This window comes from Pseudomonas sp. MYb2 (assembly GCF_002979955.1).
In the GTDB taxonomy this organism is placed as follows: domain Bacteria; phylum Pseudomonadota; class Gammaproteobacteria; order Pseudomonadales; family Pseudomonadaceae; genus Aquipseudomonas.
This window is the reverse complement of sequence record NZ_PCQC01000015.1, coordinates 49,721-74,656: the sequence shown is the minus strand read 5'-3', so window position 1 is coordinate 74,656 and position 24,936 is coordinate 49,721. Positions and strand designations below refer to the sequence as shown.

The window sequence follows — 24,936 nt, the reverse complement described above, 5'->3', positions numbered from 1 at the left end:
CCCACGCAAGGAACTGCCGTGAAGAAGTCGCTGTTGTTGATCCCGATGCTGGCCCTGCTACTGCAAGGCTGTGGCATGACCATGACCCGCTACGAGCCAAGCTTTGAGAACGTCCAGAAGCTCAAGCAAACCCCGCCGCTGCACGCGATCAGCAATCCTCAGGTCACCGCCGAATCCGGTGAAGGTTCGCTGGTGGTCCGCGCCAACCCGGTGCGCTCGCCGTCCGGCAGCATCCCGGCGCACATTCAGGACGCGATCACCGAAGAACTGAGAAAGGCCGGTCTGCTCGATCCACAGGCGCAGCGTCAGTTGAAAGTACTGGTGGTGAAGAACGAACTGTCCGCCGGCATGGGCACCGGCGACGGCAAACTGGCCGCTCGCTTTACACTGCTCAACGGCAACAATGTGGTGTACGACGCCACCAAAGATGTCAGCAGCCAGTGGAGCAGCAGCTTCTTCGGTTTCATTGCGATCCCGAACGCGGTCAACGCTTACAACCCGATGGTGCGCGATTTGCTGAAGGAACTGTACAGCGATCCACAGTTCATTCAGGCCCTGAAATAAGGGCAAAAAAAGAGCCGCGATTGCGGCTCTTTTTTCGCTTCAAACCCGTGGGATACCGGTTTCGAGTGCCGAGTACTTCAGGTTTTTGTTATCAACCATTTGCTTGAGCAACGCGTTGACCTGACGGGTAAAGGTGTCATTTACCGCGTCTTTAGTCGTGTTGGCCATCAGCGGGATAAACCAGATGCCGATCCAGGTACCGACCGCATCGTGGTTGCTCGCAGTGGTCAGGGCCTGACCTTGGCCATCCATGCCTTCCAGGCTCAAGGTGTACTGATCAGTGCCGTACGCCGGGATCACCATCATGCTGAAGCCGCTGATGAAGGCCAGCACCATGGAACCTGCATTCGGCGGATGGTTGTACATTTTCAGACGCAGGCTGTAGTCGCCCGGCTGCTTCTGGAACTCGTCCAGAGTGACACGGCCGAACAGACCCGAATCGGTAAGAATTTTTTGCAGCTGTGGTTTCAGTTGATCACGTGCCTGCGGCACTTCCACGGCGGAACCACTTTTCGGCTCGCCCTGATAGAAATCGAAATCGACGTAGACGTTTGGCTTGTTGGTGTAGCTGGCCATCGACGGCATGGTCACCGGCGCCACTTCGTCTTTGGTGAAACTGGCACAGCCGCCCAGCGCAAGTACCAGCCCCAGCGCCAGAATTTTCCCGAATTGCATGATGTCCGTCCCTATGTGTACACGACCAAATGATGGCATTGAGCCTTCATTGCGAAGGCCGGGCGGATTCTAGAGAGAGCGGCCTTCCAGCGAAAGCCTGAAATGGCGAAATCGGCAAAAAATTGCTCAGCCCTGCCGCAAGTCGAGCATGTAGGTGTAGAAACCACTGTCGCGTACGTAGCCGAGGGATTCGTACAAGCCTTGCGCCGTGAAGTTATCCGTGGCGGTTTCCAGCACCAATCCCTTGGCGCCGGTCGCCAAGGCAAAATCCCGCGCCGTGTTCATCAGCAGTCGGCCAACGCCGCGCCCACGGGCGGCAGGTGCAGTGAACAGGTCGCTGAGCAGCCAGGTGCGGTGGGCATCGATTGACGAGAATGTCGGATACAGCTGCACGAAACCCAGCGCTTCACCGTTTTCATCCTGAATGAGAAAAATCGCCGATTCGCTGGCAGCCATGCGTTCTGCGATGAAGGCTCGCGATTGCTCAAGGTTCGACGGCTGCTGATAAAAGCTTCGATAAGCGTCGAACAACGCCGCCACCGCATCCAGATGTGTCGCGTCGGCCCGCAAAGCATGAAGGGACATGGCCTCGCTCCGTTTCCAATCAATGATCGAATCATCATAGCGCTGTCTGTCGAGTGTACTGGCCTCATCGCTATATAGTTTTGTATATTGCGAATCCGAAATCGCCAGAACCTTTTCATGCCGTCCAGCCAATCTGTGTGTCCATGAGTGCCATCCGCGTCCGCAACGAGCAGTTGATCCTCGCCGCCGCCAGCGAAGAGTTTGCCGCCAACGGCTTCGACGCCACCCAGACCCGCGATATCGCGGCGCGTGCCGGGGTGCCCAAGGCCAATCTGTATTATTACTTCCAGACCAAGGAAAACCTCTACAGCAAAGTGCTGCTGGGTTTTGTCGAACCGCTGCTGGAGGCCTCGGCAGTGCTGCGTGAAAGCGATGATCCGCTGACGGGGCTGCGCGCCTACGTCGCCGCGCGGATTGGTATAGCCCGCGAACATCCGGCGATTGCCAAGGTGTTCAGTGGCGAGTTACTGCTTGGCGGTCGACAGTTGCCCGACGAGTGCCGCGATCTGTTGCGGACCGAAGCGCGGCGCAATGTTGAATGCCTGCGCAGCTGGATCGAACGCGGTTTGCTCGCGCCGGTGGACCCGGAGCATTTGATGCTGTTCATCTGGTCGGCGACGCGGACGTACACCAATATTGGCTGGCAAATGGGCCGGATCACGGGGCGCGAAGTGCCGCAGGATGAGGATTATCAAATGGCGGCGCAGACGATTACGCGTATGGTGCTTGAGGGCGTGGTCGTAGCGCCGCGAGCCGGCGAGATTCGTGGGGTTTTGTTTGCAACTTGAAGGGCTGTGGTTTCACAACCCCTCGGACGCCAGCAGGATTGATGCGGGTCAGGGCATGAAATCCACAGGCATATGGCCTTCCCCGCCTTTACTTGCATACCAGGCGTGCAGGACGTCGGGCATACGCCCTTTCCATTGCGCAACATTGGTGTAGTAACGCGCAAGGGTTTTACCCCCGGACTGGGGTACCAGGACTATGATCCAGAACTGCTCATTCGGTGCACGCATGACAATCGCCGCGTTGCTCGATGGCAATCCCCGGACCCAATAGTTGCTGACCTCACTGTTCGGCACGTCTTCGGAGGACTCACCGTCCATCTTCAAGCCGCAGTTTTGCAGTAGCGTCTGATAGTCGTCCTTGAGCAGCGTGTGCAACATTGCGTTTTCCCGCTGGGTTTGTGCCACACCCAGCGTGAGCAAATCATAGTCGACCAAGACTGCCTGCTTCGATGGCACATACCGTCCACCGTAGTAAACGCCCATGCCGGCGCCGCAATCGGAATCAGCGCCATCCTGTACTACATCGATCAGGCCGTTGAGAGCCTTGAAGGTCAAGACACATTCTCCCTGCTCGTATCGGGCCTGCGTCCCCTTTATCGTTGCAATGCCTTCCAGTTCCCCCGAGTGGGAGCCGTTCGCGGCTGAAATATCAAAGGCGATGTGAGAAGCATCCTGGCGCCTGGTGGTGATTTCTGCCCCTTCCGAAACTCCCCAGGGAATGAGCTGCCAAGTGGCGTCCCAGGAAAACGGTTTGACCATGTATTCAAGTGCCGTGAGACGCATCAAATACTGCCGGCGCAAACAGGGAACCCGGTCTTCACATTGATTACGTTGCTTCAACCATCCTCGCTGATCCGTTTTAAGCGCTTTCGGATCGGCAACCTTGGCCAGGGTCGACCGCCAGCGCGCCGAGAGTTGCTCGTCGAGGCGCGAGATATCCGGATCAGCGCAAATGGCTTTTTCAGTTTTGCTGGCAGCGCTGGCGCAATCGAAACTGCTGGCGTGGGTAACAGAGGCAAACGCAAGGGCGGTCAGCAGCAAGGCGTGACGCAGGGAGATCGCGAACATCGAGAGATTCCATTCTTCGGACGGCGGGCAGTATGCCAGTGCCGCCAGCGGAAATCCCTGATGTACATGGCAATCAGGGTTTCGCAATCACTGTAGGAGTGAGCCTGCTCGCGATAGCGTCCAGTCAGACGATGCTGCGCCAACTGACACACTGCTATCGCGAGCAGGCTCACTCCTACAGGTTTTGTGTGGGTTGTCAGAACGTGATGTCGGCTGCGGGTTTGACGTCGATACGCGCCACGGAGCCGGTCAGGTGCGCCAGATCCTTGTTGTGTTCGGCGATGATGTCTTCGGCGCTCATGTTGCCGTTGTCGACGGTGGAATGGGCGTCCGCAACGAGCACCACGTCATAACCCAGTTGATGGGCCTGACGCACGGTGGCGTTGACGCAGTAATCAGTTTGCAGACCACAGATGACCAGTTTTTCGAAATCTTCGCTCGGCAGCAGTTTGCGCAAGTCAGTCTGGTAGAACGAGTCCGGGGTGGTTTTGCGTACGCGCAGGTCTTTGGGCGATGTCTCAAGCCCTTCGGCCAATTGCCAGCCTTCGGCACCATGGGCCAAGGGGCTGTCCTTCTCTTCGTGCTGAATCAGCACCACTGGCACACCTGCCTGGCGGGCGCGGATGCTGAGACCGTTGATGGTGTCGATCACCCGGTGAATGTCATGGCACTGATATTCGCCCGAGCAGAGGGCGCGCTGGACGTCGATGATCAGTAATGCGGTGGTCATGATGAGCCTTCCTTGATCAGTCCTTGAGACAGGGGCGGACGTGAGCCCGCCCCTTTTTTACGCCCCTCAGTAACCCAGTGACAAGCCGGTGTTGCGGCGCGGATCATTGGCGCCGTAGAAACGGTTTTTGCCAACGGGCTTACCGCCCAGCGAAGGTGCCCCCACCAGAATCGCGGCGATGTGGTTGGCGTCCTGCGGGCCGGCGAACTTGTGGCCCCAGCTCTCGAGAATCTTGCGCGTATCGGGGCTGGCGGCGAAGTCCTCGAGGTTGGTTTCCTCCGGCATCCACTGCTGATGGAAGCGTGGCGCATCGACCGCTTCCTGAAGGCCCATGCCGTAGTCGATGACGTTGAGCATGGTCAGCAAAGTCGCCGTGATAATGCGGCTACCACCCGGCGTGCCCACCACCATCACCACTTTGCCGTCCTTGGTGACGATGGTCGGGCTCATCGATGACAGCGGCGCCTTGCCCGGAGCGATGGCGTTGGCTTCGCCCTGCACCAGGCCGTACATGTTCGGCACGCCGACCTTGGAGGTGAAGTCGTCCATCTCGTCATTGAGGATCACCCCGGTTTTACTGGCCATCACACCGGCGCCGAACCAGTCATTGAGGGTGTAAGTGACCGAGACCGCATTGCCCCACTTGTCGACGATCGAATAATGCGTGGTGTTGCTGCCTTCATGCGGTGCGACGCCGGGTTTCAGCTCAGCCGAGACCCCGGCCTTCTGTGGCTGGATGGCGTCGCGCAGTTTGGTGGCGTAGTTCTTGTCGAGCAGGTGCTCGATGGGATTTTTCACGAAATCCGGATCGCCGAGGTAGCTGTTGCGATCCACGTATGCATGGCGCATCGCTTCGATCTGATAATGCATGCCCTGGGCCGAATGGAAGCCCAGATCCTTCATCGGATAGCCCTCGAGGATGTTCATGATCTGGCAGATCACCACACCTCCGGAGCTTGGCGGTGGCGCGGAGACCACGTGGTAACCACGGTAATCGCACTCCACCGGGGCCAGTTCGCGGGTCTTGTATTTGTCGAGGTCGGCCTGAGTGATGATGCCTTTGTTGGCCTGACTGGAAGTGACGATGGCATCGGCGACCCAGCCTTTATAGAAGCCATCGGCGCCTTTTTCGGAAATCGTCCGCAGGGTTTTACCCAGTTCCTTTTGCACCAGTTTCTGTCCGACCTGCATCGGCTCGCCGTTGTGCAGGAAAATCGAACCGGAATCGCGCATGTCCTTCTTGAACACGTCGGTGGCGTACTCCAGCAACTCGACGTCACCCTGCTCCAGCGCGAAACCGTCTTCCGCCAGTTTGATCGCCGGGGCAATCATCTCCTTGCGCGGTTTGGTGCCGTACTTGCTCAGCGCTAGTTCCATGCCGGACACGGTCCCCGGTACGCCGACGGCCAAGTGGCCACGGGTGCTCAGGTCGGGAATGACGTTGCCTTCCTTGTCGAGGTACATATTGGCCGTCGCCGCCAACGGGGCCTTTTCGCGGAAATCGAGAAAGGTCTTGCGCCCGTCCGCCAATTGAATGGTCATGAAGCCGCCACCGCCGAGGTTGCCGGCTGCGGGATACACCACCGCCAGCGCGTAACCCACAGCGACCGCCGCATCGACGGCATTGCCGCCACTTTTCAATACGTCGACGCCCACGTGAGTGGCCAGATGCTGCGCGGTAACCACCATGCCGTTTTCGGCGGCAACCGGTGCGACTGACGCCGCGTGAGCCATGAGACAGCTGAGTGCCAGTGAGGTCGCAATCAGCGATCTGGCCAAAGGTTCGTACTTCATGAGTCGATCTCTTTTTTTGTTTTCAAGGGTCTGTGCAAAACAGAGCGGGGGACGCTGCAAGAGCACCAAGCAGTATGGTCGGCTTTGCGTATTGCGCCTCCCCGCTCAGGCAGTATGCTGGGCGCTGTTGCCGTCCTGATCCGGAGTCTGCCGTCATGTCCTATACGTTCATCACCCTGCCCTCGCCCGTCGGCGAGCTGAAGCTGGTCGCGAACGGTTCACGACTGGCGGCCATCCTCTGGGAAAATGACAAACCGAACCGCGTGCGCCTCGGGCCGATGAGCGAGGCACACGACAATCCGATCCTGATTCGAACGGCTCGACAACTTGAAGAATATTTTTCCAGGACGCGTGACTGTTTTGATCTGGAACTGGATTTCGCTGGCACGGATTTTCAGAAAAAGGTCTGGGCGGCGCTGCTGACCATTCCATTTGGCGAGACGCGGACCTACCGCCAGATTGCCGAACAGATCGGCAATCCCAGCGCCGTGCGGGCAGTGGGCGCAGCGAACGGACGCAACCCGATTTCCATTGTCGCGCCGTGTCATCGGGTGATCGGCGCGTCAGGGAAACTGACCGGATTTGCCGGGGGCCTGGAGGCGAAAGAGCGCTTGCTGACCCTTGAAGGTGGCGACTGGTCGCAGATTGGCAAAACCGGGGATTTGTTTTAGCCGTCAGATCGCAGCCTTCGGCAGCTCCTACCCTGGAATGCGTTGACCTGTAGGAGCTGCCGAAGGCTGCGATCTTTTGATTTATCAGTCAAACAAGTTATTCATCGCCGCATACTGCAACAGCATGATGGTCTTGGCGTCGCAGATCTCACCGCGCTGAAACGCTGCCAGCGCGTCATCGAATCGCCACTCCAGCACTTCCAGTTCTTCAGTCTCCTCTTCCAGACCACCACCGTCGCTGACCTTCGATGCGGCGTCGTATTCGGCAATGAAAAAGTGCAGCTTCTCGGTCACCGAGCCGGGGCTCATGTAAGCCTCGAATACCTTCTTCACATCATGTACGCGATAACCGGTCTCTTCCTCGGCTTCGTCGCGAATCCGTTGCTCCGGTGCCGCGCCTTCGAGCAACCCCGCCGCCACCTCGATCAGCAAACCATCATGACCATTGACGAACACCGGCAAGCGAAACTGCCGGGTCAACACCACCGTGCGCTGCTCGCGGTTGAACAACAAAATCGCTGCACCGTTACCACGGTCGTAGACCTCACGGGTCTGACGCTGCCACTCGCCGTTGTTGCGGTGATAGTCGAAGGTGATTTTCTTCAGCAGATACCAGTCATGGGACAACACCTGAGTGTCGACGATGTTGACCCGCTCGGCTGTGTTGGACATGACGCTTGATCCTGTTTCCTGAGTAAGCCGCCATGGTCGAATAATTGCGCGAACAAAAAAAGCCCGGCAGCGCTACCGGGCTTCTTTATTTGCAACTACCGGGCGATGTGCGATTGCATGTCATCGACATCCTGCCCAACGGAACGCCCCCCCTGAATCAACGGCCCATAACGCCGGCTGAACTCCCAGTTGTACGGCACGCCATCCTTGCTGGTGCCGTTGTCCCAATTCACCGACCAGGTCATCAAGCCTTTGATCGGCAGCCCCTTGATCGCCAGACGCTTGAGGACATTCCCGACCACGGTTTTATCGATCACATAACCGGTAGCCGCCGCATCATTGTTGGCTGGCAGGCCGATGACGAACTTGTCCGCCGGGATCCGCGTGAAGCCGCGCGTGCCGGTCACCAGACTTTCGGTGAGGTAATAGAGGAAATCCTCCTTCAGCGCATCGTTGTTCTGCGCAATCCACGCACCCGCGCCATTGTTGGCCTCCGGCACCCAGACCCCGTCGCCACCCTGGTTGTAGAACTGTGGGGCGACAAAGTCGTAGTAGCCTTCCAGTGCCTGCAGGTAGCTCACGTATTTACCGGTGCTGGTCAGGTACGGAAACTCCGGGGCCATGCTGATGATGAAGTGCTTGCCCTGGCCTGCGTAGTGATCCTTGACCAGTTTCAGCGCGGCCGGCAGGACGGTCTTGTTGGCAGCGAAGTCAATCGCGCTCTGTTCAAGATCGATGTCCAGTCCGTCGAAGCCGTAGGTTTCCACCAGACGGATGATTTCATTGGCCAACGGTTGTTCCTGACCGCTGCGCAACTCGATGTGCGCATCGGCACCGCCGAGGGAAATCAATACCGCCCGCCCTTGGCTGTTGAGCACGCCGACCTGACGGCGGAACTCGGCATCGGAAAGGTTGAACGGCTTGAAGGTCGGAATCCCGCTGCCCTTCATGAAAGCGACCGCAACGACGTTGTATTCCTTGGGCACCTCCTCCAGCGAAAGGCTGGCGAAGCGACCCTGGCGATAACCGTCGCTCGGGCCCGCCGGCCAGTTGTGCCAGAAGCCCATAAGGATCTTTTTACCGGCAATGCTCGGCATCAGCGAGGCGGCATCGCTCACCGCGCTTTGCACTAAAGAGAAATCGATTTTTGACATGTTCTAATCCTTCAGAACGTGTGGGTTTGACGACGCAGCGCCGTTACTTGAAGTCGACGTCGAAGGCCTGATAGAAGGCGTTGCCGGTGTTGGCAACGATCCACATCAGTACGATCACATGATGGCCCGTCTTGTTGGCCGGTAGTTTCACCGCATGACTGACCTTGGCCTTCAACTCATTCGGGTAGCTGTAATAAGGCACCTGAGTGTAGAAGTCCTCGAAGAACGGTTGGGCTTCCAGTTGCGCACGAGTGATGCGTTGTTTCGGGTCCCAGCCATCCTTGGTGATCAGCCAGCGGTAACCACGGGTGGTGTGCGGCGCGGTGTATTCCCATTTGATTTCGAGGGTTTGCCCCGGGGTGACATTGAGCAGCGGCCAGGTGAATGGACGGGAGAGCTTCTTGCTCATTTCGTCATTGGTGAAGTTCACGCAATCGCGGGCATCGCTCTTGCCGCCGCTGAGTATGTAGCCATCAGCCGGTGGCGTGACACTGTCCGAGTCGGTCTGGTAAGGGGCCGGGAACGGGCCCGCTGCCAGCGCCGGGAAATTTTTCCCGCCTTCCATTTCATTGACCTGCCAGGCGCCGAGCAATCCTTGCTCGATCGCTACCGCACCGCGGCTTGCAGGGGAAATCACACGACCGTGTCGCAGTTGGGTTTGTGGTTGATTCATGTTTTTCACTCCGTTGATTTAAGAACTCTCCTTTCCGAGGAGAGGCCTTCAAGCTAACGGAGACGGATTTTTTGTCCATCGGCGGTTTTGTCGCAGTTAGCTGCGTTAAAACCTGAAAACACCGCAAGCACTGGATGTATATACAGCCATTGCGATAAAACCCACCCTAAATGACGCCAAAGGATTACACGTCAATGCTGCAAAAGCTGCCATTCAGTACTCACGGCAGCTGTGCCTTGAACTCCTTTTCGTACTGACCGGCGAGCTGTACTTTCTGTTTTTCGTTGAGTAATTTGCCGGCCATCTGGAAGAATTTCTGCTCTTCTTCTTTCAAATGATGATGAACCTTGTCCGACAGCTTCTTGGCAGTTACCAACCACGCCGGACTGGACATCTCGGTCTCGTCGAGTTCTTCCATCATCTCGTCCATTTCATGGTGTTCGGCGATGGCATGGCGGCTCAGGTCGACCCCCTCGTCAAGCTCCATCAACGGGATGTAGAAATGGCGCTCTTCGGCGGTTTCATGGGCCTGGAGTTCTGCCTTGAGCTGTTTGTAGGCTTCGACCCGCTCAGGCGTGTCACCGCTGGTTTCGATCAACGTCTTGGCGTACGTACGCTGGCGGTCATGGCTTTCGCGAAGGGCTTCGAAAATGTTCATGGGATGTCCTCATCAACCGCGTGCTGGAATGACGCTGTAACAGCTAGACCCCGGCGCGTGAGCGGCAGTTCCAAAGGGTTGAAACGGGGCTTGGAAGATGACCGCGCGGCAGGATAGGCTGCGAACTCAAACAACAAGGAAGTCATGCATGAACCTGCGTATCGAGCTGTCACAAAACCCGACCGAAGAAGAACGCACAGCCATCCTCGCGCCGCTGCGTGCGCACAACGTTGCCAAAGCCGGACCGTCGACCTTCGAGCCGATCGCTCTGTTAGTACGTGATGAACACGACGCGATTCTCGGTGGTTTGTATGCCCACACGTTCTATCGTTGGCTGTTCATTGAGTTACTGGCCGTGCCGGAGCAAGGTCGCGGCAAGGGTATCGGCTCGCAGTTGATGCAGAGGGCGGAAGATCTGGCACGGGAAAAAGACTGCGTTGGCATCTGGCTCGACACTTTCTCTTTCCAGGCACCGGAGTTTTACAAGAAGCTTGGATTTAGCGAATGCGGAGAGATTCTGGATTATCCACTGGGGCATAAGCGGCATTTCTTCCAGAAGCGATTGATCGGTTGAATGTTGCGGCCCCTTCGCGAGCAGGCTCGCTCCCACATCTGGAATGCATTCCACTGTAGGAGTGAGCCTGCTCCGGGCGGCGTTCCGACGATGCCGACAGCTGCGTCAACGCATGATCAGAGGCAGGTCGCTAAAGCCGCCAACCGACGCTTGGCAACAAAATCATCCTTCTGCGCGTAGTAATTCAACGTCGTGCCCGAGGCCTCGGTGATCACGTCCACAAACGACTCCGCCGAACGCGTGTAGACCGTCGTCCCGCCGAGCTTGCGCGGTTCCAGATAAGCCGCCGCATCGACACCGAACACCGCCTCATCCTGCCAGCCGAATTGCACGCACTGGGCCACGACTTTCTCGGCTTTGTCCGAAGTCAGTACCTTGTAAGGGGCTTGAGTGCGAGCATCGTTCATCGCCGAACCCGCGCAACCGGCCAGCATCGTCGCCGCCAGCGCTACCATCAGAATTCGCATTGCATTCGCTCATTCAGAAAAAAGCGGACTGTATCATTGCAGCAGCAGAAATCGTTCTGCTTTACTGCATTTATAGCGCGACACACGCAGGCCGCTGCGGCAACCCAAGCTCATCAGCCTCATAAGGAAACCACATGGCGCCTACCGACCAGCGACATGAACATGCCCTGCAAGTATTTCTCGACGCGCGTCCCGAACTGCGCGAAACCCTCGATCATCTCAACCCGTTGCTGGCCCAGGCCAAAGGCGAAACTCAGGCGCAGTATCGTGAAGAGCGCCTGCACGAAGCATTTGAAGCCGAGGCGGAAAGTCTTGGGCTGTTCGCCTGGGAGTTGACCTTGCAACTGACCGCTGATTCGCCTGAGGAGTATCAGGCGCAGCGGCTGGAAGTCCACCGTGAGGTGGCGGAAATGGCCGGGATGGATTGGCTGGAATATTGCGATCTATATGGCATAGAACCGTAACTGTCGCCCCAGGACACCGCACTCATGCTGCCATCCGCCTCGACTCACCGCGCCAGCCCCGGCCATCTGCACACACAAAAGTGGCGCGGGCGGATTGGTCTGGCGCTGGTGGCCAGCCTTTCGGTGCTGGCCGGAATGACCGACGCCATTGGCTTTATGGCCAGCGGTGACTTCGTCTCGTTCATGAGCGGCAACACCACCCGACTTGCCGTGGCGATCAGTGATGGCGACGTCGGGTTGACTGTGCGCCTGTTGATCCTCGTCGCAACATTTATTGTCGGGAATGCCTTGGGGGTTGTCGTCGCACGTTTCGGCGGACGCCGGGCGTTACCGCTGCTGCTGTGTATCGCCGCCCTGCTTTGTGCGGCGGCGGTCTGGCCATTCGACACACAACTGCCGGCGCTGATGGCGGCGATCATTGCGATGGGCATGCTCAATGCCTCCGTCGAAGAAGTGAATGGTTTACCGGTCGGACTTACCTATGTCACGGGTGCATTGTCGCGATTCGGGCGAGGACTGGGCCGCTGGATGCTCGGCGAACGGCGCAGCGGCTGGCGCGTGCAACTGGTGCCTTGGAGCGGGATGTTTGTCGGCGCGATTCTGGGGGCGGTGCTGGAACACCATCTGGGACTCAAAGCGATGTTTGTCAGCGGTTTGCTGGCCGCGACGATCGGGCTGCTCTCTCTGAAAATCCCGCGGCGCTGGCAACTGGGCTATATGCCGCGCTAACCAACGCCCGACCCGTACTCCCTGTAGGAGCTGTCGAGTGAAACGAGGCTGCGATCTTTTGATCTTGTTTCTCAAAATCAAAATCAACAGATCGCAGCGTGCCGCAGCTCCTACAGAGATCGTGTTTCCCTGTAAGCGCTGCGATCCTTTGCGGTCTGCAATGCTTTATCATGGCCGCAGTTTTGCTGATCGAGTCCGTCATGAAGTTTGCCATCGCGCTGTTTTCCGCCGCCCACGCGCCCTCCTCGCGCCGCGCCCTGCTGTTCGCGCAGGCTACGCTGGCCGGTGGGCATGAAATTGTCCGGCTGTTCTTCTATCAGGACGGCGTCTACAACGCCTCTGATGCGGTGGTCACGCCGCAGGATGAACTCGACCTGCCCAAGCAGTGGCGCGCATTCATCACTGAGCAGAAGCTCGACGGCGTAGTGTGTATCGCCGCCGCCCTGCGTCGCGGCGTGCTGAACAATGAAGAAGCCAGGCGCTATCAGCGTGAAGCGGTCTCCGTCAGCGCACCGTGGGAATTGTCCGGTCTGGGCCAGTTGCACGACGCGGTGCAAGACGCCGACCGTCTGATCTGCTTCGGAGGTGCGTAACATGGCCAAATCCCTGCTGCTCATCAGTCGCCAATCGCCATGGTCCGGCCCCGCTGCCCGCGAAGCGCTGGACATCGTCCTCGCCGGTGGCGCCTTCGATCTGCCGATCGGCCTGCTGTTTCTCGATGACGGTGTGTTGCAACTGGCTGCCGGGCAAAACGCCAAGGCTTTGCAACAGAAAGACCTCAGCGCCAACCTTCAAGCGCTGCCGATGTTTGGTGTAGAAGAGTTGTTCTACTGCGCCGACAGCGCCAGCGCCCGAGGCCTCGACAAGTTGTCGCTGGACGAAGCGCAGCCACTGGCCGCCGAGCACATCACCGCCCTTATTGACCGTTACGACCAGGTGATCACCCTCTGATGTCGACTTTGCACGTGTTGTCTCATTCCCCGTTCGGCGACGATCGCCTGAGCAGTTGCTTGCGCCTGGTCGGCAGCGCTGATGCCTTATTACTGTCCGGCGATGCGGTTTATGCGCTGCAACCGGGCACCGCGCCGTTCAGCGCATTGCAAACCCGCCAAATCAAATTATTCGTCCTTGCCGAAGATGCTCAGGCTCGCGCCATCGAAGTTCCGGAATGGGCCGAAGTGATCGATTATCCTGCCTTCGTCGAACTGTCGATCCACCACGACAAGGTCAACAGCTGGCTATGAATTCGATGACCGTCGGCGCCCGCGCCATCGAACTGGACAAGGACGGCTTTCTCGTCGACCTGAGTGACTGGTCGGCTGATGTCGCCAGCGCCCTCGCCGCCGCTGAAGAGATCGAGTTGACCCCTGAGCACTGGGAAGTCCTCGAACTGCTGCGCAGCTTTTATGCAGAATTCGAGCTGTCCCCGGCCACGCGACCGCTGATCAAGTACACAGCACTGAAGCTCGGCCCGGACAAAGGCAACAGCCTGCACCTGAACCGACTGTTCAAAGGCACCCCTGCCAAACTCGCCGCGAAACTGGCGGGCCTGCCCAAACCGACGAATTGCTTATGACCGACTTTCCCGCGCTGACCCTCGAAACGCCTGCCGAACACCCATTCGCTCAATTCGTGCGCATCCTCGGCAAGGGTAAGCGCGGCGCCCGCGATTTGACCCGCGAGGAAGCTCGCGAAGCCATGGGCATGGTCCTCGACGACAAGGTCGAAGACACCCAGCTCGGCGCCTTTCTCATGTTGCTGCGGCACAAGGAAGAAAGCGCCGAGGAAATGGCTGGGTTCACCGAAGCGCTCCGCGCGCGTTTGCAGGCGCCTGCATTGAATGTCGACCTGGACTGGCCAACCTATGCCGGCAAGAAGCGCCATCTGCCGTGGTACCTGCTGGCCGCCAAGTGTCTGGCGCAGAACGGCGTGCGCATTTTCATGCATGGCGGCGGCGCGCACACCGCCGGGCGTCTGTACAGCGAGCAACTACTCGGCGAGCTGAACATCCCGTTGTGCCGCACCTGGCAACAAGTCGGCGCGGCGCTGGATAATGGTGGTCTGGCGTTTATGCCGCTGGTGGACTGGGCGCCACAACTGCAGAACATGATCGACCTGCGCAACACCTTGGGCCTGCGCTCACCGATTCATTCGCTGGCGCGGATTCTCAATCCACTGGGCGCACGGTGCGGGCTGCAAAGTATTTTCCATCCTGGCTATCAGGCAGTGCATCGCGATGCCAGCGGGCTGCTGGGCGACACGGCGATTGTGGTCAAGGGTGACGGCGGCGAAATCGAGATCAACCCGGACGCTGACAGCCATCTCTACGGCACCACGGGCGGCGAGAGCTGGGATGAGGAATGGCCACAGATGTCGGCACAACGCCATGTCAAACCGGCAACTTTGGACGTCGAACATCTGAAAGCCGTGTGGCGCGGTGAAGTAGTTGACAGCTACCCGCAAATGGCGCTGATCTCGACGATGGCGCTGGCCCTGCGTGGCCTTGGCCAGCCGCGTGAGCAAGCCTTCGAAACTGCCGAGCAATACTGGGCTGCGCGGGACAAATCGATTTAACCGATCATTCGCGCCCGATCTTTGCGCTTTTTGTTCGAACTCATCGGAATAGACTCGACTCCAACGATTATTGGTTTACGGAGTCTTGATCATGGGTTTACTCGTCGATGGCCACTGGCAGGACAAGTGGTACGAAAGCAGCAAGGACGGCGCGTTCCAGCGCGAACAGGCCAAGCGCCGCAACTGGGTGACCGCAGACGGTCAACCCGGCCCGAGCGGTGAAGGTGGCTTTGCCGCCGAAGCCGGGCGCTATCACCTCTACGTTTCCCTCGCCTGCCCGTGGGCGCATCGCACGCTGATCCTGCGCAAGCTCAAAGGTCTGGAAAGTCTGATCGACGTGTCGGTGGTCAGTTGGCTGATGCTGGAAAACGGCTGGACCTTCGACGAAGCACTCGGCTCGACCGGCGACAAGCTCGATGGTTTTGAATTCATGCATCAGCGCTATACCGCCGACACTGCCGATTACACCGGCCGCGTTACCGTGCCAGTGCTGTGGGACAAGAAACTCAAGCGTATTGTCAGCAATGAGTCAGCCGAGATCATCCGCATGTTCAACAGCGCGTTCGATGGCTTGACTGGCAACGATCTGGACTTCTACCCGGCGCCGTTGCGCGGTGAAATCGATGCGTTGAACGAGCGGATCTATCCGGCGGTGAACAACGGCGTGTACCGCGCTGGTTTCGCTACGTCGCAAGAGGCTTATGAAGAAGCGTTCGATGAGGTGTTTGCCGAGCTGGATCATCTGGAGCAGGTGCTGGGTGCCAATCGCTACTTGTCGGGTGAGTACCTGACAGAAGCGGACATCCGCCTGTTTACCACGATGATTCGTTTTGACGCGGTGTACCACGGGCACTTCAAGTGCAACCTGCGGCGGATTGCCGATTACCCGAATCTGTCGAACTGGCTGCGTGAGATGTATCAGCTGCCGGGGATTGCCGAGACAGTGGATTTCCAGCACATCAAGAACCACTACTACGGCAGCCACAAGACCATCAACCCGACGGGGGTTGTGCCGAAGGGGCCGGAGCAGGATTTCACCTTGGCGCATGATCGGGCGCGGCTGGCTGGGAAAGGGGTTTGGTTGAAGGGTTAATAGCAAAAAGCAAAAGATCGCAGCCTTCGGCAGCTCCTACAGGGAACGCATTCTCATGTAGGAGCTGCCGAAGGCTGCGATCTTTTGATCTGACTCAGACCTGCGCCTGAGCCCCTTCGAACCACGCCAGCTTCTCGCGCAGTTGCACCACTTCTCCCACGATCACCAATGTCGGCGCATGCACTTCATGCTCCGCCACCAGTCGCGGCAGATCAGCCAGCGTGCCGGTAAAAACCCGCTGATTGACCGTGGTCCCCTGCTGGATCAACGCCGCCGGGGTATCCGCCGAACGACCATGCTTGATCAGTTGTTCGCAGATCACTGGCAAACCCACCAGGCCCATGTAGAACACCAACGTCTGCGCCGGCGCGACGAGGTCGGACCAAGGCAGATCGGTGGAACCGTCCTTCAAATGCCCGGTGACAAAGCGCACCGACTGCGCGTAATCACGATGGGTCAGCGGTATCCCGGCATACGCCGCGCAACCGCTGGCCGCTGTAATACCCGGCACGACCTGGAACGGAATGCCGTGGGCTGCCAGTTCTTCGATCTCTTCGCCACCACGGCCGAAGATGAACGGATCACCGCCCTTCAACCGCACCACACGTTTGCCGGCCTTGGCCAGGTCGACCAGCTGCTGGTTGATCTGATCCTGCGGCACGGCGTGATCGGCGCGACGCTTGCCGACGTAGACTCGCTCGGCATCACGACGGCACAGCTCAAGAATCGCCGGCGCGACCAAGCGGTCGTAAAGCACCACGTCGGCTTGCTGCATCAGGCGCAGAGCCTTGAAGGTCAGCAGATCCGGATCGCCCGGCCCTGCCCCGACCAGATACACCTCGCCGGTGGTGACCATGGCTTCACCATCGATCTTGGCTTGCAGCAAACGCTCGGCTTCAGCGCCCTGCCCGGCCAGTTGGCGGTCGGCAATCGGGCCCTGAAACACGTCTTCCCAGAATCCACGACGCTGCTGCACATCCGGAAACAGGCTTTTCACCTGATTGCGAAAACGCGCGGCGAGTCCGGCCAACTGACCGTAAGTCGATGGAATCCAGGTTTCGATCTTGGCTCGGATCAGCCGCGCCAGCACCGGCGCATCGCCGCCACTGGACACGGCAATGATCAGCGGCGAGCGATCGACGATCGCCGGGAAGATGACGCTGCACAAGGCCGGCGCATCGACCACGTTGACCGGCACGCAGCGCTTGTGCGCATCGGTGGAGACTTTGGCGTTCAGCGTCTCATCGTCGGTGGCGGCGATAATCAGCCCGCAACCGTCCAGATCCGCCTCGACGTAACCGCGCAACAGGCATTCACCGCCGGAGGCAGTAACCAGTTCACGCAGTTGCGCTTCGATTTCAGGTGCGACCACCCGCAGCAGCGCACCGGCATCGGCCAGCAGGCGGGATTTGCGCAAGGCAATTTCCCCCCCACCGACAACCAACACACGACTGCCGCGCAGGTTGTGAAACAGCGGCAGATATTTCATTTAGCCGATGACCTCAAGGCCACCCATGTACGGCTTCAGTACGTCTGGCACGCGAATCGAACCGTCGGCCTGCTGGTAGTTTTCCAGCACGGCCACCAGAGTACGGCCTACGGCCAGACCAGAACCGTTCAAGGTGTGCACCAGCTCAGGCTTGCCGGTTTCCGGGTTACGGAAACGCGCCTGCATGCGGCGGGCCTGGAAGTCGCCGCAGTTCGAGCACGAGGAAATTTCGCGGTACTTGTCCTGGCTCGGGATCCACACTTCGAGGTCGTAAGTCTTGACCGCGCTGAAGCCCATGTCACCGGTGCACAGTGCCAGGGTGCGGTAAGGCAGACCGAGCAGTTGCAGGACCTTTTCGGCGTTGGCGGTCAGGCCTTCCAGCGCTTCCATCGAGGTCGAAGGCTCAACGATCTGGACCATCTCGACTTTGTCGAACTGGTGCTGACGGATCATGCCGCGGGTGTCGCGACCCGATGCGCCGGCTTCACTGCGGAAGCACGGGGTGTGGGCGACGAACTTGATCGGCAGCAGTTTCGAATCGACGATTTCACCGGCGACGATGTTGGTCAGCGACACTTCGGCGGTCGGGATCAAGTACAGATCGGCTTCGCCTTCGCGGGCGATCTTGAACAGGTCTTCTTCGAACTTCGGCAGTTGACCGGTGCCTTGCAGCGCCGGGGCCTGAACCAGATAAGGCGTGTACGCCTCTTCGTAGCCGTGCTCATTGACGTGCAGGTTGATCATGAATTGTGCCAGTGCGCGATGCAGACGCGCGATCGGGCCACGCAACAGGGCGAAACGCGCGCCGGACAGTTTGGCGGCGGTTTCAAAGTCCAGCCAGCCGAACTTCTCGCCCAGCGCCACGTGGTCTTTCACTTCGAAATCGAATGCAGTCGGCGTGCCCCAGCGGCGCACTTCGACGTTGTCGTCTTCGTCTTTGCCGACCGGCACGGATTCGTGTGGCAGGTTGGGGATACCGAGCAGGATCGAGTCCAGTTCGGTCTGGATCGCGTCCAGTTCGACTTTACCGGCACTCAGTTCGCCCGCCATGCGCTCGACGTCCGCCATCAACGGCGCGATGTCTTCACCGCGCTGCTTGGCCTGACCGATGGATTTGGAACGCGCGTTACGCTCAGCCTGCAGTGCTTCGGTGCGGGTCTGGACGGTCTTGCGCTGTTCTTCCAGCGCTTCGATGCGCGCGGTATCCAGGGCAAAGCCACGGGAAGCCAGGCGGTCCGCTACGTCCTGAAGGTTGCTACGTAACAGTTTGGAATCGAGCATGTCGGTTTCTCGTTATCAAAGTTTGGTCAAAGACAGGCCAGCCCACGTCGCGAGCAGCCCGCCGAATACGCTGAGTGCCGCATAGCCCAGGGCCAGCGGCACTTGCCCGCTTTCCAGCAGGCGCACCGTATCCAGTGAAAAGGATGAAAAAGTCGTCAGCCCCCCGAGGAAGCCAACCATCAACCCGGCGCGCACCTCGATCGGCACTTCCGGGCGTATCAAAAACAGGCCGTACAACACGCCAATCAACAGACAGCCCACGATATTAACGGCCAGCGTCGCGGTATAGAAGTGCCGCGGCCAATTGGCGTTGACCCAATTGCCGGTGGCGAAGCGCAACAAGGTGCCGGCGACACCGCCGACGGAGACCGCAACAATCAATGGAAGCACTATTTTCTCCGCTGCCGAGGGCTTAAACGGTCGAGTTGGGCGAGGTGGTTGAGCTTCTCGCCGATCTTCAATTCCAGGCCGCGCGGCACCGGTTGGTAGAACGGAATCGGCTCGAGTTCTTCCGGGAAATAGTCTTCGCCGGCGGCGTAAGCGTCCGGTTCATCGTGGGCGTAGCGGTATTCGTCACCGTAGCCCAATTGTTTCATCAGTTTGGTCGGTGCGTTGCGCAAGTGCAGTGGCACCTCAAGCGAGCCGTTTTCAGCGGCGGCACGCAGGGCAGTTTTGAAGCCCATGTACACCGCGTTGCTTTTCGGCGCGCAGGCCAGATAAGTGATGGCCTGGGCCACGGCCAACTCGCCTTCCGGGCTGCCGAGGCGTTCCTGCACCTCCCACGCCGCGAGGCACAGGCTGAGGGCGCGCGGGTCGGCGTTGCCGATGTCTTCGCTGGCCATGCGCACCACGCGCCGGGCCAGGTACAGCGGATCGCAACCGCCGTCGATCATTCGCGCGAACCAGTACAACGCGCCGTCGGGGTTGGAACCGCGCACCGATTTGTGCAGCGCCGAGATCTGGTCGTAAAAAGCTTCACCGCCCTTGTCGAAGCGTCGACGCGTATCGCCGAGCAGGCTTTGCAACAACTCCGTGCCGATCTCGCTGTTGTCTTCGGCCAGATCGGAAGCGTTTTCCAGCAGATTGAGCAGGCGCCGGCCATCGCCATCGGCGGCGGACAGCAGCATCTGGAAGCCTTCGTCGTTCAACGTCAAATTGCGCTTGCCCAGGCCGCGCTCTTCGGTGAGCGCGCGCTGTACCAGTTTGCGCAGCGCCGCTTCGTCGAGGCTTTTCAGCACGTAGACGCGGGCGCGCGACAACAAGGCGTTGTTGAGTTCGAACGAAGGGTTTTCGGTGGTGGCGCCGATGAAGATCAGCGTGCCGTCCTCAACGTACGGCAGAAAAGCATCCTGCTGCGACTTGTTGAAACGGTGCACTTCATCGACGAACAAAATCGTGCGCTTGCCGTACTGGCCGGCCTGCTGCTTGGCGATTTCAACGGCCTGACGGATCTCCTTGACCCCGGCGAGCACTGCCGAGACCGTTTCGAAGTGCGCATCGGAGACTTCCGCGAGCAACCGCGCCAAAGTGGTTTTACCCACGCCCGGCGGGCCCCAGAAGATCATCGAATGCAGGGCACCCTGCTCCAGCGCCTCACGCAGAGGCTTGCCGCGAGCGAGCACGTGCTCCTGACCGACGTACTCATCCAGATTGGTCGCACGCAAACGCGCGGCCAGTGGCTGGGCAATCGGTGCACTGCGAAACAGATCCATCACGTAGCGTTGAAACCTCTATTTTGCCGATCATTGACCCTGTAGGAGTGAGCCTGCTCGCGATAGCGGTGGGTCAGACGATGAAGATGTGACTGACAAATCGAATCGCGAGCAGGCTCACTCCTACAAAGGGTTTTGGGTTTATTCCTGGATCACGTCGGCACCCTTGGGGATGTCGAACTTGAACTTCGATGCCGGTACTGGCTCGTTGGCCTTGACCCCGGTAAACAGGATGTTGGTGCGCTGGCCGACGCTGTCGATCAGTTGCATATCGTTAAGCAGACCGTTACGGAACGACAGACGCAGGTTGTCGAACAGGGTGTCCTTGGTCTTCGGCTTGAGGGTGAAGTCGATCACGCCGCCCGCCTCTTTCGCGCTGATGTCGAAGCTCTGGCTGATCTTCGAAACATCGCCGGACAACAGCAGTGCCGGGGTCTGGGTCAGACGCTCGTCGAGTTTCTTGATGGTCGCCTGTTCCAGATCCGGGTCCCACAGAGTGACTTTCTTGCCGTCGGAAACCATGGTCTGCTCGGCCGGCGCATTGGTGTGCCAGTAGAACAGGCCCGGACGCTGCAGGGTCATGTCGCCAGTGGTTTCCTGCAGCTGCGTGCCGCTGCCGTCGAGGGTCAGCTGCGAAAAATTCGCGCTCAGGGTCTTGGATGTTTCCAGCAATTGGGTCAGGCGCGCCACGTCCTTGTCATCGGCGTGGGCCGTGAGCGTGGTCAACGCCAGTACTGGCAACAGCATGCGGATAAGACGCATGGGAGTCCTCTTGAATACTCGTGGGAGAGCGGCGGAACATCATTGTCCCGCCTCTTGCTTTTGCAATCAGTCGCGAACCGGGCCCGGGGCCAGGACTTCACGGGAACCGTTGGTGTTCATCGAGGTGACGACGCCGGCCATTTCCATGGCCTCGATCATCCGTGCGGCACGGTTGTAGCCGATCTTCAGCTTGCGCTGTACAGCGGAAATAGAGGCACGACGGCTTTCCAGGACGAACTGTACGGCTTCGTCGTACAGCGCGTCGGCTTCCGGATCATCGCCATCGCCGCCACCGCTGCTGCCTTCAAAACCGCTGCCGGCTTCTTCGACACCGTTGAGGATGTCATCGTTGTATTCTGGCGCGCCGCGCAGCTTCCACGCTTCCACCACGCGGTGGACTTCATCGTCGGAAACGAACGCACCGTGAACGCGGATCGGCAGGCTGGTGCCCGGTGGCATGTAGAGCATGTCACCGTGGCCGAGCAGTTGTTCGGCGCCGCCTTGGTCGATGATGGTTCGCGAGTCGATCTTGCTCGACACCTGGAACGCCATCCGCGTCGGAATGTTGGCCTTGATCAGACCGGTGATCACGTCCACCGACGGCCGCTGAGTTGCAAGGATCAAGTGAATACCGGCCGCACGCGCTTTCTGGGCAATACGGGCGATCAGTTCTTCAACCTTCTTGCCGACGATCATCATCATGTCGGCGAATTCGTCGACCACCACGACGATGGTCGGCAGTTTCTGCAACAGCGGCGCTTCGTCGTGGATGCTTTCGCGCTTGTACAGCGGATCGCTCAACGGTTCGCCGGCGTCCTGGGCCTCCTTGACCTTGGCGTTGAAGCCAGAGAGATTTCGCACGCCCATCTTCGCCATCAGCTTGTAGCGGCGCTCCATCTCGGCAACGCTCCAGCGCAAGGCGTTGGCAGCGTCCTTCATGTCGGTCACGACCGGGCACAGCAGGTGCGGAATGCCTTCGTAGATCGACAGCTCCAGCATCTTCGGGTCGATCATGATCAGCTTGGCGTCTTCCGGGCCAGACTTGAACAGGATCGACAGGATCATCGCGTTCACGCCCACCGACTTACCGGAACCGGTCGTACCGGCCACCAGCAAGTGCGGCATCTTCGCCAGGTCGGTGATGACCGGCTTGCCACCGATGTCGTGCCCCAGCGCCAGAGTGACCGGCGATTTGAAGTTGTCGTACTCAGGCGTCGACAGCACCTCGGAGAAACGCACGATCTGCCGGTCTTCGTTGGGAATCTCGATACCGACGGTGGTCTTGCCCGGAATCACCTCAACCACCCGCACACTGGTCACGGCCAGCGAACGCGCGAGGTCTTTGGCGAGGTTGGCGATGCGGCTGACTTTCACGCCGGCGGCAGGCTGGATTTCGTAACGGGTAATCACCGGGCCCGGGTGGATCGAATCCACCGTGACCTCGACACCGAACTCCTTGAGCTTGATCTCCAGCAAATGGCCGACTGCCGCCAGGGATTCCGGTGAGTAATTGAGTTGTTTCTTTTCCGCAGGATCAAGAATCGAGATCGGCGGCAAGGTGCCTTCTACGGCACTGTCGACGAACAGCGGCACCTGCTTCTCTTTCTGTACGCGTTTGCTTGGCTCGGGCGCTTTGACCGGAGCTGGCGCAATGACCGGCGGAACTTGTTTCTCGCGATCAGACATGTGCTTGCTCAAGGCTTGCTCACGTTCGATCAGGCGTTCTTTGACTTTGGCCTGCTCACGTTTGTCGGTGACCGTGGGCGCGACCACGTCATGCACACGATCGTCGACTTCACGCAGTTGCGCGACCAGTTGCTTGCGTTCGGTACGCGCCGACCACCAGCGATTGAGCGCGCCCTGGAACAGTTCGAACAGATCGAGAGTGATCTTGCCGGTAATGTCCATCACCTTGAACCAGGACAGGTCGGTGAACACCGTCAGGCCAAACAGGAACAAGGCAATGAACAGCAGCGTGCTGCCCTGAATGTTCAGCGCGTTCTTCGCCAGATTACCGAGGCTTTCGCCCAGCGCCCCGCCAGCACCTGCCGGCAGACCCGACGCAGCGTGAAAATGCAGATGCGCCAGCGCCGCGCCGGACAGCACCAGAAACACCAGACCGATCAGGCGCCAGGAGAACAGCCAGCCGCTCCACTGCCACGGTTCGTGGCGCTGGCGGAAGATCTGGTAGGCCTTGATCGCCAGCAGCAACGGGAAGATGTACGCAAAGTAACCCAGCACCATGAACAGGATGTCGGCGCTGTAGGAGCCCGCCGGGCCGCCGAAATTCTGCACGTCGTCGATCTTGCTGTTGTGGCTCCAGCCCGGATCGTCCTTGCCGTAGGTCAGCAAGGCCATCATCAGGAACAGGCACAAGGCACCAATGGCGATCAATGCACCTTCCTTGAGCCGGTAGTGCAACTGTTGGCGCCAGAGCGGAACGACTGTTTTTGCTGCTTCGGTGGATTTCTTCAAAACGCTTCTTTTCCTGCGCCCGAGGCGCGTCCATCTATTGAATGACGATAAAAAACTGCCCAATCCAGGCAGGTAAAAAAGTGAACGAGCGCAACTGAGACTACTTTTAACACTGTGCTGGCGCTTTTATAAACACAGCGCACCGCGAACATTCTGTAACAGCCCGTCATTGTACGGGTTTGTGCGTCCGATGCCATGCTTCAAACCCCAGCATTGAGCATAGTCAAGCACACAGAACCCGCGATTCAATTTGAGCATGCATTACCTTTTGTGACAAAGGCTTATGAGGTGTATTTGATGAACGCAGCGAAGCATTCACGCCTGATCATCCTCGGCTCCGGCCCGGCCGGTTACAGCGCTGCCGTATATGCCGCCCGTGCCAACCTCAAACCCGTGGTGATCACCGGCCTGCAGGCCGGTGGCCAACTCACCACCACCGTCGAGGTCGACAACTGGCCTGGCGACGTCGAAGGCCTCACCGGCCCGGTGCTGATGGAGCGCATGCAAAAGCACGCCGAACGCTTTGCCACAGAGATCGTTTACGACCACATCCACACCGCCAAGTTGCAGCAGCGCCCGTTTGAGCTTGTCGGCGACAGCGGCACTTACACCTGCGACGCACTGATCATTGCCACCGGCGCTTCGGCGCAATACCTCGGACTGCCATCGGAAGAGGCTTTTGCCGGCAAGGGCGTCTCTGCCTGCGCGACCTGTGACGGCTTTTTCTACCGTAATCAGGTGGTCGCAGTGGTCGGCGGCGGCAACACGGCTGTCGAGGAAGCGCTGTATTTATCGAACATCGCCAAAGAGGTGCACCTGATTCATCGTCGCGACAAGCTGCGCTCGGAGAAAATCCTTCAGGACAAACTGTTCGAGAAAGCCGCCAACGGCAACGTGCGCCTTCACTGGAACCAGAATCTCGACGAAGTGCTCGGCGAAGCCAGTGGCGTGACCGGCGCCCGCCTGCGCGACAGCCACACTGGCGACACCTGCGAGCTGCCATTGGCCGGGGTGTTCATCGCTATCGGTCACAAACCCAACACCGACCTGTTTCAAGGGCAGTTGCCGATGCGCGACGGCTACTTGCTGATCAAGGGCGGCAGCGACGGCGACGCCACCTCTACCGAGATCCCGGGGGTGTTCGCCGCTGGCGATGTCGCCGACCATGTTTACCGTCAGGCTGTCACCTCAGCGGGCGCCGGCTGCATGGCCGCGCTCGATGCCGAGAAGTATCTGGACGACATTCCTGTCATTTAACGGCACACTTTATCGCGGGCCAAACGG

28 protein-coding genes and 1 pseudogene are annotated in these 24,936 nt (G+C 59.2%); 13 read left to right on the top strand and 16 right to left on the bottom strand.

The window, feature by feature from the left end; translation table 11 throughout:
- Positions 1 to 18: 18 nt before the first annotated feature.
- A complete protein-coding gene (locus CQ009_RS21965) occupies positions 19 to 564 on the top strand; it encodes a hypothetical protein (protein WP_105708701.1) in 546 nt (181 codons plus the stop codon).
- 39 nt (positions 565 to 603) lie between these two features.
- Here the strand turns inward: CQ009_RS21965 and CQ009_RS21960 are convergent, their stop codons facing one another.
- Both CQ009_RS21960 and CQ009_RS21955 read right to left on the bottom strand, forming a co-directional pair.
- Positions 604 to 1,239: a hypothetical protein gene (locus CQ009_RS21960; protein ID WP_064390641.1), complete on the bottom strand. Its 636-nt coding sequence runs from the start codon at positions 1,237 to 1,239 to the stop codon at positions 604 to 606.
- Positions 1,240 to 1,365: 126 nt separating this feature from the next.
- Positions 1,366 to 1,824, bottom strand: a complete 459-nt coding sequence (locus CQ009_RS21955; RefSeq protein ID WP_105708700.1) for a GNAT family N-acetyltransferase — start codon at positions 1,822 to 1,824, stop codon at positions 1,366 to 1,368.
- A 143-nt stretch (positions 1,825 to 1,967) separates the two neighbouring features.
- Here CQ009_RS21955 and CQ009_RS21950 point away from each other — a divergent pair, with 143 nt between their 5' ends.
- Positions 1,968 to 2,612, top strand: coding sequence for a TetR/AcrR family transcriptional regulator (locus tag CQ009_RS21950; protein ID WP_105708699.1), 645 nt, complete (start codon positions 1,968 to 1,970; stop codon positions 2,610 to 2,612).
- A 48-nt stretch (positions 2,613 to 2,660) separates the two neighbouring features.
- On the opposite strand, the gene CQ009_RS21945 is transcribed toward CQ009_RS21950, so the two are convergent.
- The 3 genes from CQ009_RS21945 to ggt all read right to left on the bottom strand — a co-directional run bounded on the left by CQ009_RS21945 (position 2,661) and on the right by ggt (position 6,204).
- A complete protein-coding gene (locus CQ009_RS21945; protein ID WP_105708698.1) occupies positions 2,661 to 3,680 on the bottom strand; it encodes a lysozyme inhibitor LprI family protein in 1,020 nt (339 codons plus the stop codon).
- A 196-nt stretch (positions 3,681 to 3,876) separates the two neighbouring features.
- The gene (locus tag CQ009_RS21940) at positions 3,877 to 4,410 is read right to left on the bottom strand and encodes a cysteine hydrolase family protein (protein WP_105708697.1); all 534 of its coding nucleotides are present in this window, start codon (positions 4,408 to 4,410) and stop codon (positions 3,877 to 3,879) included.
- A 66-nt stretch (positions 4,411 to 4,476) separates the two neighbouring features.
- Positions 4,477 to 6,204 (bottom strand): gamma-glutamyltransferase, encoded by a 1,728-nt coding sequence (gene ggt, locus CQ009_RS21935; RefSeq protein WP_105708696.1) that lies wholly within the window; start codon positions 6,202 to 6,204, stop codon positions 4,477 to 4,479.
- Between the two features lie 155 nt (positions 6,205 to 6,359).
- Between ggt and CQ009_RS21930 the strand changes: the two genes are divergently transcribed.
- Positions 6,360 to 6,875, top strand: coding sequence for a methylated-DNA--[protein]-cysteine S-methyltransferase (locus CQ009_RS21930; RefSeq protein WP_064390647.1), 516 nt, complete (start codon positions 6,360 to 6,362; stop codon positions 6,873 to 6,875).
- Between the two features lie 84 nt (positions 6,876 to 6,959).
- On the opposite strand, the gene CQ009_RS21925 is transcribed toward CQ009_RS21930, so the two are convergent.
- From CQ009_RS21925 to CQ009_RS21910, 4 genes and pseudogenes are all read right to left on the bottom strand, one after another.
- Positions 6,960 to 7,547 carry an NUDIX domain-containing protein gene (locus tag CQ009_RS21925; RefSeq protein ID WP_105708695.1) on the bottom strand — a complete coding sequence of 196 codons (588 nt, stop codon included), beginning with the start codon at positions 7,545 to 7,547 and terminating at the stop codon, positions 6,960 to 6,962.
- Positions 7,548 to 7,678: 131 nt separating this feature from the next.
- A pseudogene (locus tag CQ009_RS21920) lies at positions 7,679 to 8,701 on the bottom strand (chitinase); the annotation flags it as partial.
- A 43-nt stretch (positions 8,702 to 8,744) separates the two neighbouring features.
- Positions 8,745 to 9,374: a lytic polysaccharide monooxygenase auxiliary activity family 9 protein gene (locus tag CQ009_RS21915; protein ID WP_105708693.1), complete on the bottom strand. Its 630-nt coding sequence runs from the start codon at positions 9,372 to 9,374 to the stop codon at positions 8,745 to 8,747.
- Positions 9,375 to 9,594: 220 nt separating this feature from the next.
- Complete coding sequence (locus CQ009_RS21910; RefSeq protein WP_064390653.1) at positions 9,595 to 10,032, bottom strand: hemerythrin domain-containing protein; 438 nt, start codon at positions 10,030 to 10,032, stop codon at positions 9,595 to 9,597.
- Between the two features lie 148 nt (positions 10,033 to 10,180).
- Between CQ009_RS21910 and CQ009_RS21905 the strand changes: the two genes are divergently transcribed.
- Positions 10,181 to 10,606: an N-acetyltransferase gene (locus CQ009_RS21905; protein WP_064390654.1), complete on the top strand. Its 426-nt coding sequence runs from the start codon at positions 10,181 to 10,183 to the stop codon at positions 10,604 to 10,606.
- A 116-nt stretch (positions 10,607 to 10,722) separates the two neighbouring features.
- Here CQ009_RS21905 and CQ009_RS21900 read toward each other — a convergent pair whose 3' ends face one another.
- A complete protein-coding gene (locus CQ009_RS21900; protein ID WP_064390655.1) occupies positions 10,723 to 11,073 on the bottom strand; it encodes a hypothetical protein in 351 nt (116 codons plus the stop codon).
- Between the two features lie 134 nt (positions 11,074 to 11,207).
- On the opposite strand from CQ009_RS21900, the gene CQ009_RS21890 reads away from it, so the two are divergent.
- From CQ009_RS21890 to CQ009_RS21855, 8 genes are all read left to right on the top strand, one after another.
- Positions 11,208 to 11,537, top strand: coding sequence for a DUF6388 family protein (locus tag CQ009_RS21890; protein ID WP_064390656.1), 330 nt, complete (start codon positions 11,208 to 11,210; stop codon positions 11,535 to 11,537).
- Between the two features lie 24 nt (positions 11,538 to 11,561).
- Entirely contained in the window at positions 11,562 to 12,266 is a 705-nt protein-coding gene (locus CQ009_RS21885) for a YoaK family protein (protein ID WP_064390657.1), read from the top strand.
- Positions 12,267 to 12,466: 200 nt separating this feature from the next.
- Positions 12,467 to 12,859 carry a sulfurtransferase complex subunit TusD gene (gene tusD, locus CQ009_RS21880; RefSeq protein WP_064390724.1) on the top strand — a complete coding sequence of 131 codons (393 nt, stop codon included), beginning with the start codon at positions 12,467 to 12,469 and terminating at the stop codon, positions 12,857 to 12,859.
- A gap of 1 nt (position 12,860) precedes the next feature.
- A complete protein-coding gene (tusC, locus tag CQ009_RS21875; RefSeq protein WP_064390658.1) occupies positions 12,861 to 13,217 on the top strand; it encodes a sulfurtransferase complex subunit TusC in 357 nt (118 codons plus the stop codon).
- Positions 13,217 to 13,510: a sulfurtransferase complex subunit TusB gene (tusB, locus tag CQ009_RS21870; RefSeq protein WP_064390659.1), complete on the top strand. Its 294-nt coding sequence runs from the start codon at positions 13,217 to 13,219 to the stop codon at positions 13,508 to 13,510. Before tusC ends, tusB begins: the two co-directional genes overlap by 1 nt.
- Positions 13,507 to 13,842: a TusE/DsrC/DsvC family sulfur relay protein gene (locus tag CQ009_RS21865; protein ID WP_064390660.1), complete on the top strand. Its 336-nt coding sequence runs from the start codon at positions 13,507 to 13,509 to the stop codon at positions 13,840 to 13,842. Before tusB ends, CQ009_RS21865 begins: the two co-directional genes overlap by 4 nt.
- Positions 13,839 to 14,840, top strand: a complete 1,002-nt coding sequence (locus tag CQ009_RS21860; protein WP_105708692.1) for a glycosyl transferase family protein — start codon at positions 13,839 to 13,841, stop codon at positions 14,838 to 14,840. The genes CQ009_RS21865 and CQ009_RS21860 overlap by 4 nt, the downstream gene beginning before the upstream one ends.
- 91 nt (positions 14,841 to 14,931) lie before the next feature.
- Positions 14,932 to 15,933, top strand: a complete 1,002-nt coding sequence (locus tag CQ009_RS21855) for a glutathione S-transferase family protein (protein WP_105708691.1) — start codon at positions 14,932 to 14,934, stop codon at positions 15,931 to 15,933.
- A 94-nt stretch (positions 15,934 to 16,027) separates the two neighbouring features.
- Here the strand turns inward: CQ009_RS21855 and cysG are convergent, their stop codons facing one another.
- The 6 genes from cysG to CQ009_RS21825 all read right to left on the bottom strand — a co-directional run bounded on the left by cysG (position 16,028) and on the right by CQ009_RS21825 (position 23,652).
- Positions 16,028 to 17,422, bottom strand: a complete 1,395-nt coding sequence (gene cysG, locus CQ009_RS21850) for a siroheme synthase CysG (protein ID WP_105708690.1) — start codon at positions 17,420 to 17,422, stop codon at positions 16,028 to 16,030.
- Positions 17,423 to 18,703 (bottom strand): serine--tRNA ligase, encoded by a 1,281-nt coding sequence (gene serS, locus CQ009_RS21845; RefSeq protein WP_007908080.1) that lies wholly within the window; start codon positions 18,701 to 18,703, stop codon positions 17,423 to 17,425.
- Positions 18,704 to 18,718: 15 nt separating this feature from the next.
- On the bottom strand, positions 18,719 to 19,093 hold the full coding sequence (crcB, locus tag CQ009_RS21840) for a fluoride efflux transporter CrcB (RefSeq protein WP_064390665.1): 375 nt from the start codon (positions 19,091 to 19,093) through the stop codon (positions 18,719 to 18,721).
- Positions 19,093 to 20,415, bottom strand: coding sequence for a replication-associated recombination protein A (locus tag CQ009_RS21835; RefSeq protein WP_064390666.1), 1,323 nt, complete (start codon positions 20,413 to 20,415; stop codon positions 19,093 to 19,095). The genes crcB and CQ009_RS21835 overlap by 1 nt, the downstream gene beginning before the upstream one ends.
- 141 nt (positions 20,416 to 20,556) lie before the next feature.
- Positions 20,557 to 21,177 carry an outer membrane lipoprotein chaperone LolA gene (gene lolA, locus CQ009_RS21830; protein ID WP_008087013.1) on the bottom strand — a complete coding sequence of 207 codons (621 nt, stop codon included), beginning with the start codon at positions 21,175 to 21,177 and terminating at the stop codon, positions 20,557 to 20,559.
- A 66-nt stretch (positions 21,178 to 21,243) separates the two neighbouring features.
- Positions 21,244 to 23,652 (bottom strand): DNA translocase FtsK, encoded by a 2,409-nt coding sequence (locus tag CQ009_RS21825; protein WP_064390667.1) that lies wholly within the window; start codon positions 23,650 to 23,652, stop codon positions 21,244 to 21,246.
- Between the two features lie 297 nt (positions 23,653 to 23,949).
- Here CQ009_RS21825 and trxB point away from each other — a divergent pair, with 297 nt between their 5' ends.
- Complete coding sequence (gene trxB / locus CQ009_RS21820) at positions 23,950 to 24,909, top strand: thioredoxin-disulfide reductase (RefSeq protein ID WP_105708689.1); 960 nt, start codon at positions 23,950 to 23,952, stop codon at positions 24,907 to 24,909.
- The last annotated feature ends 27 nt before the right edge of the window (positions 24,910 to 24,936 follow it).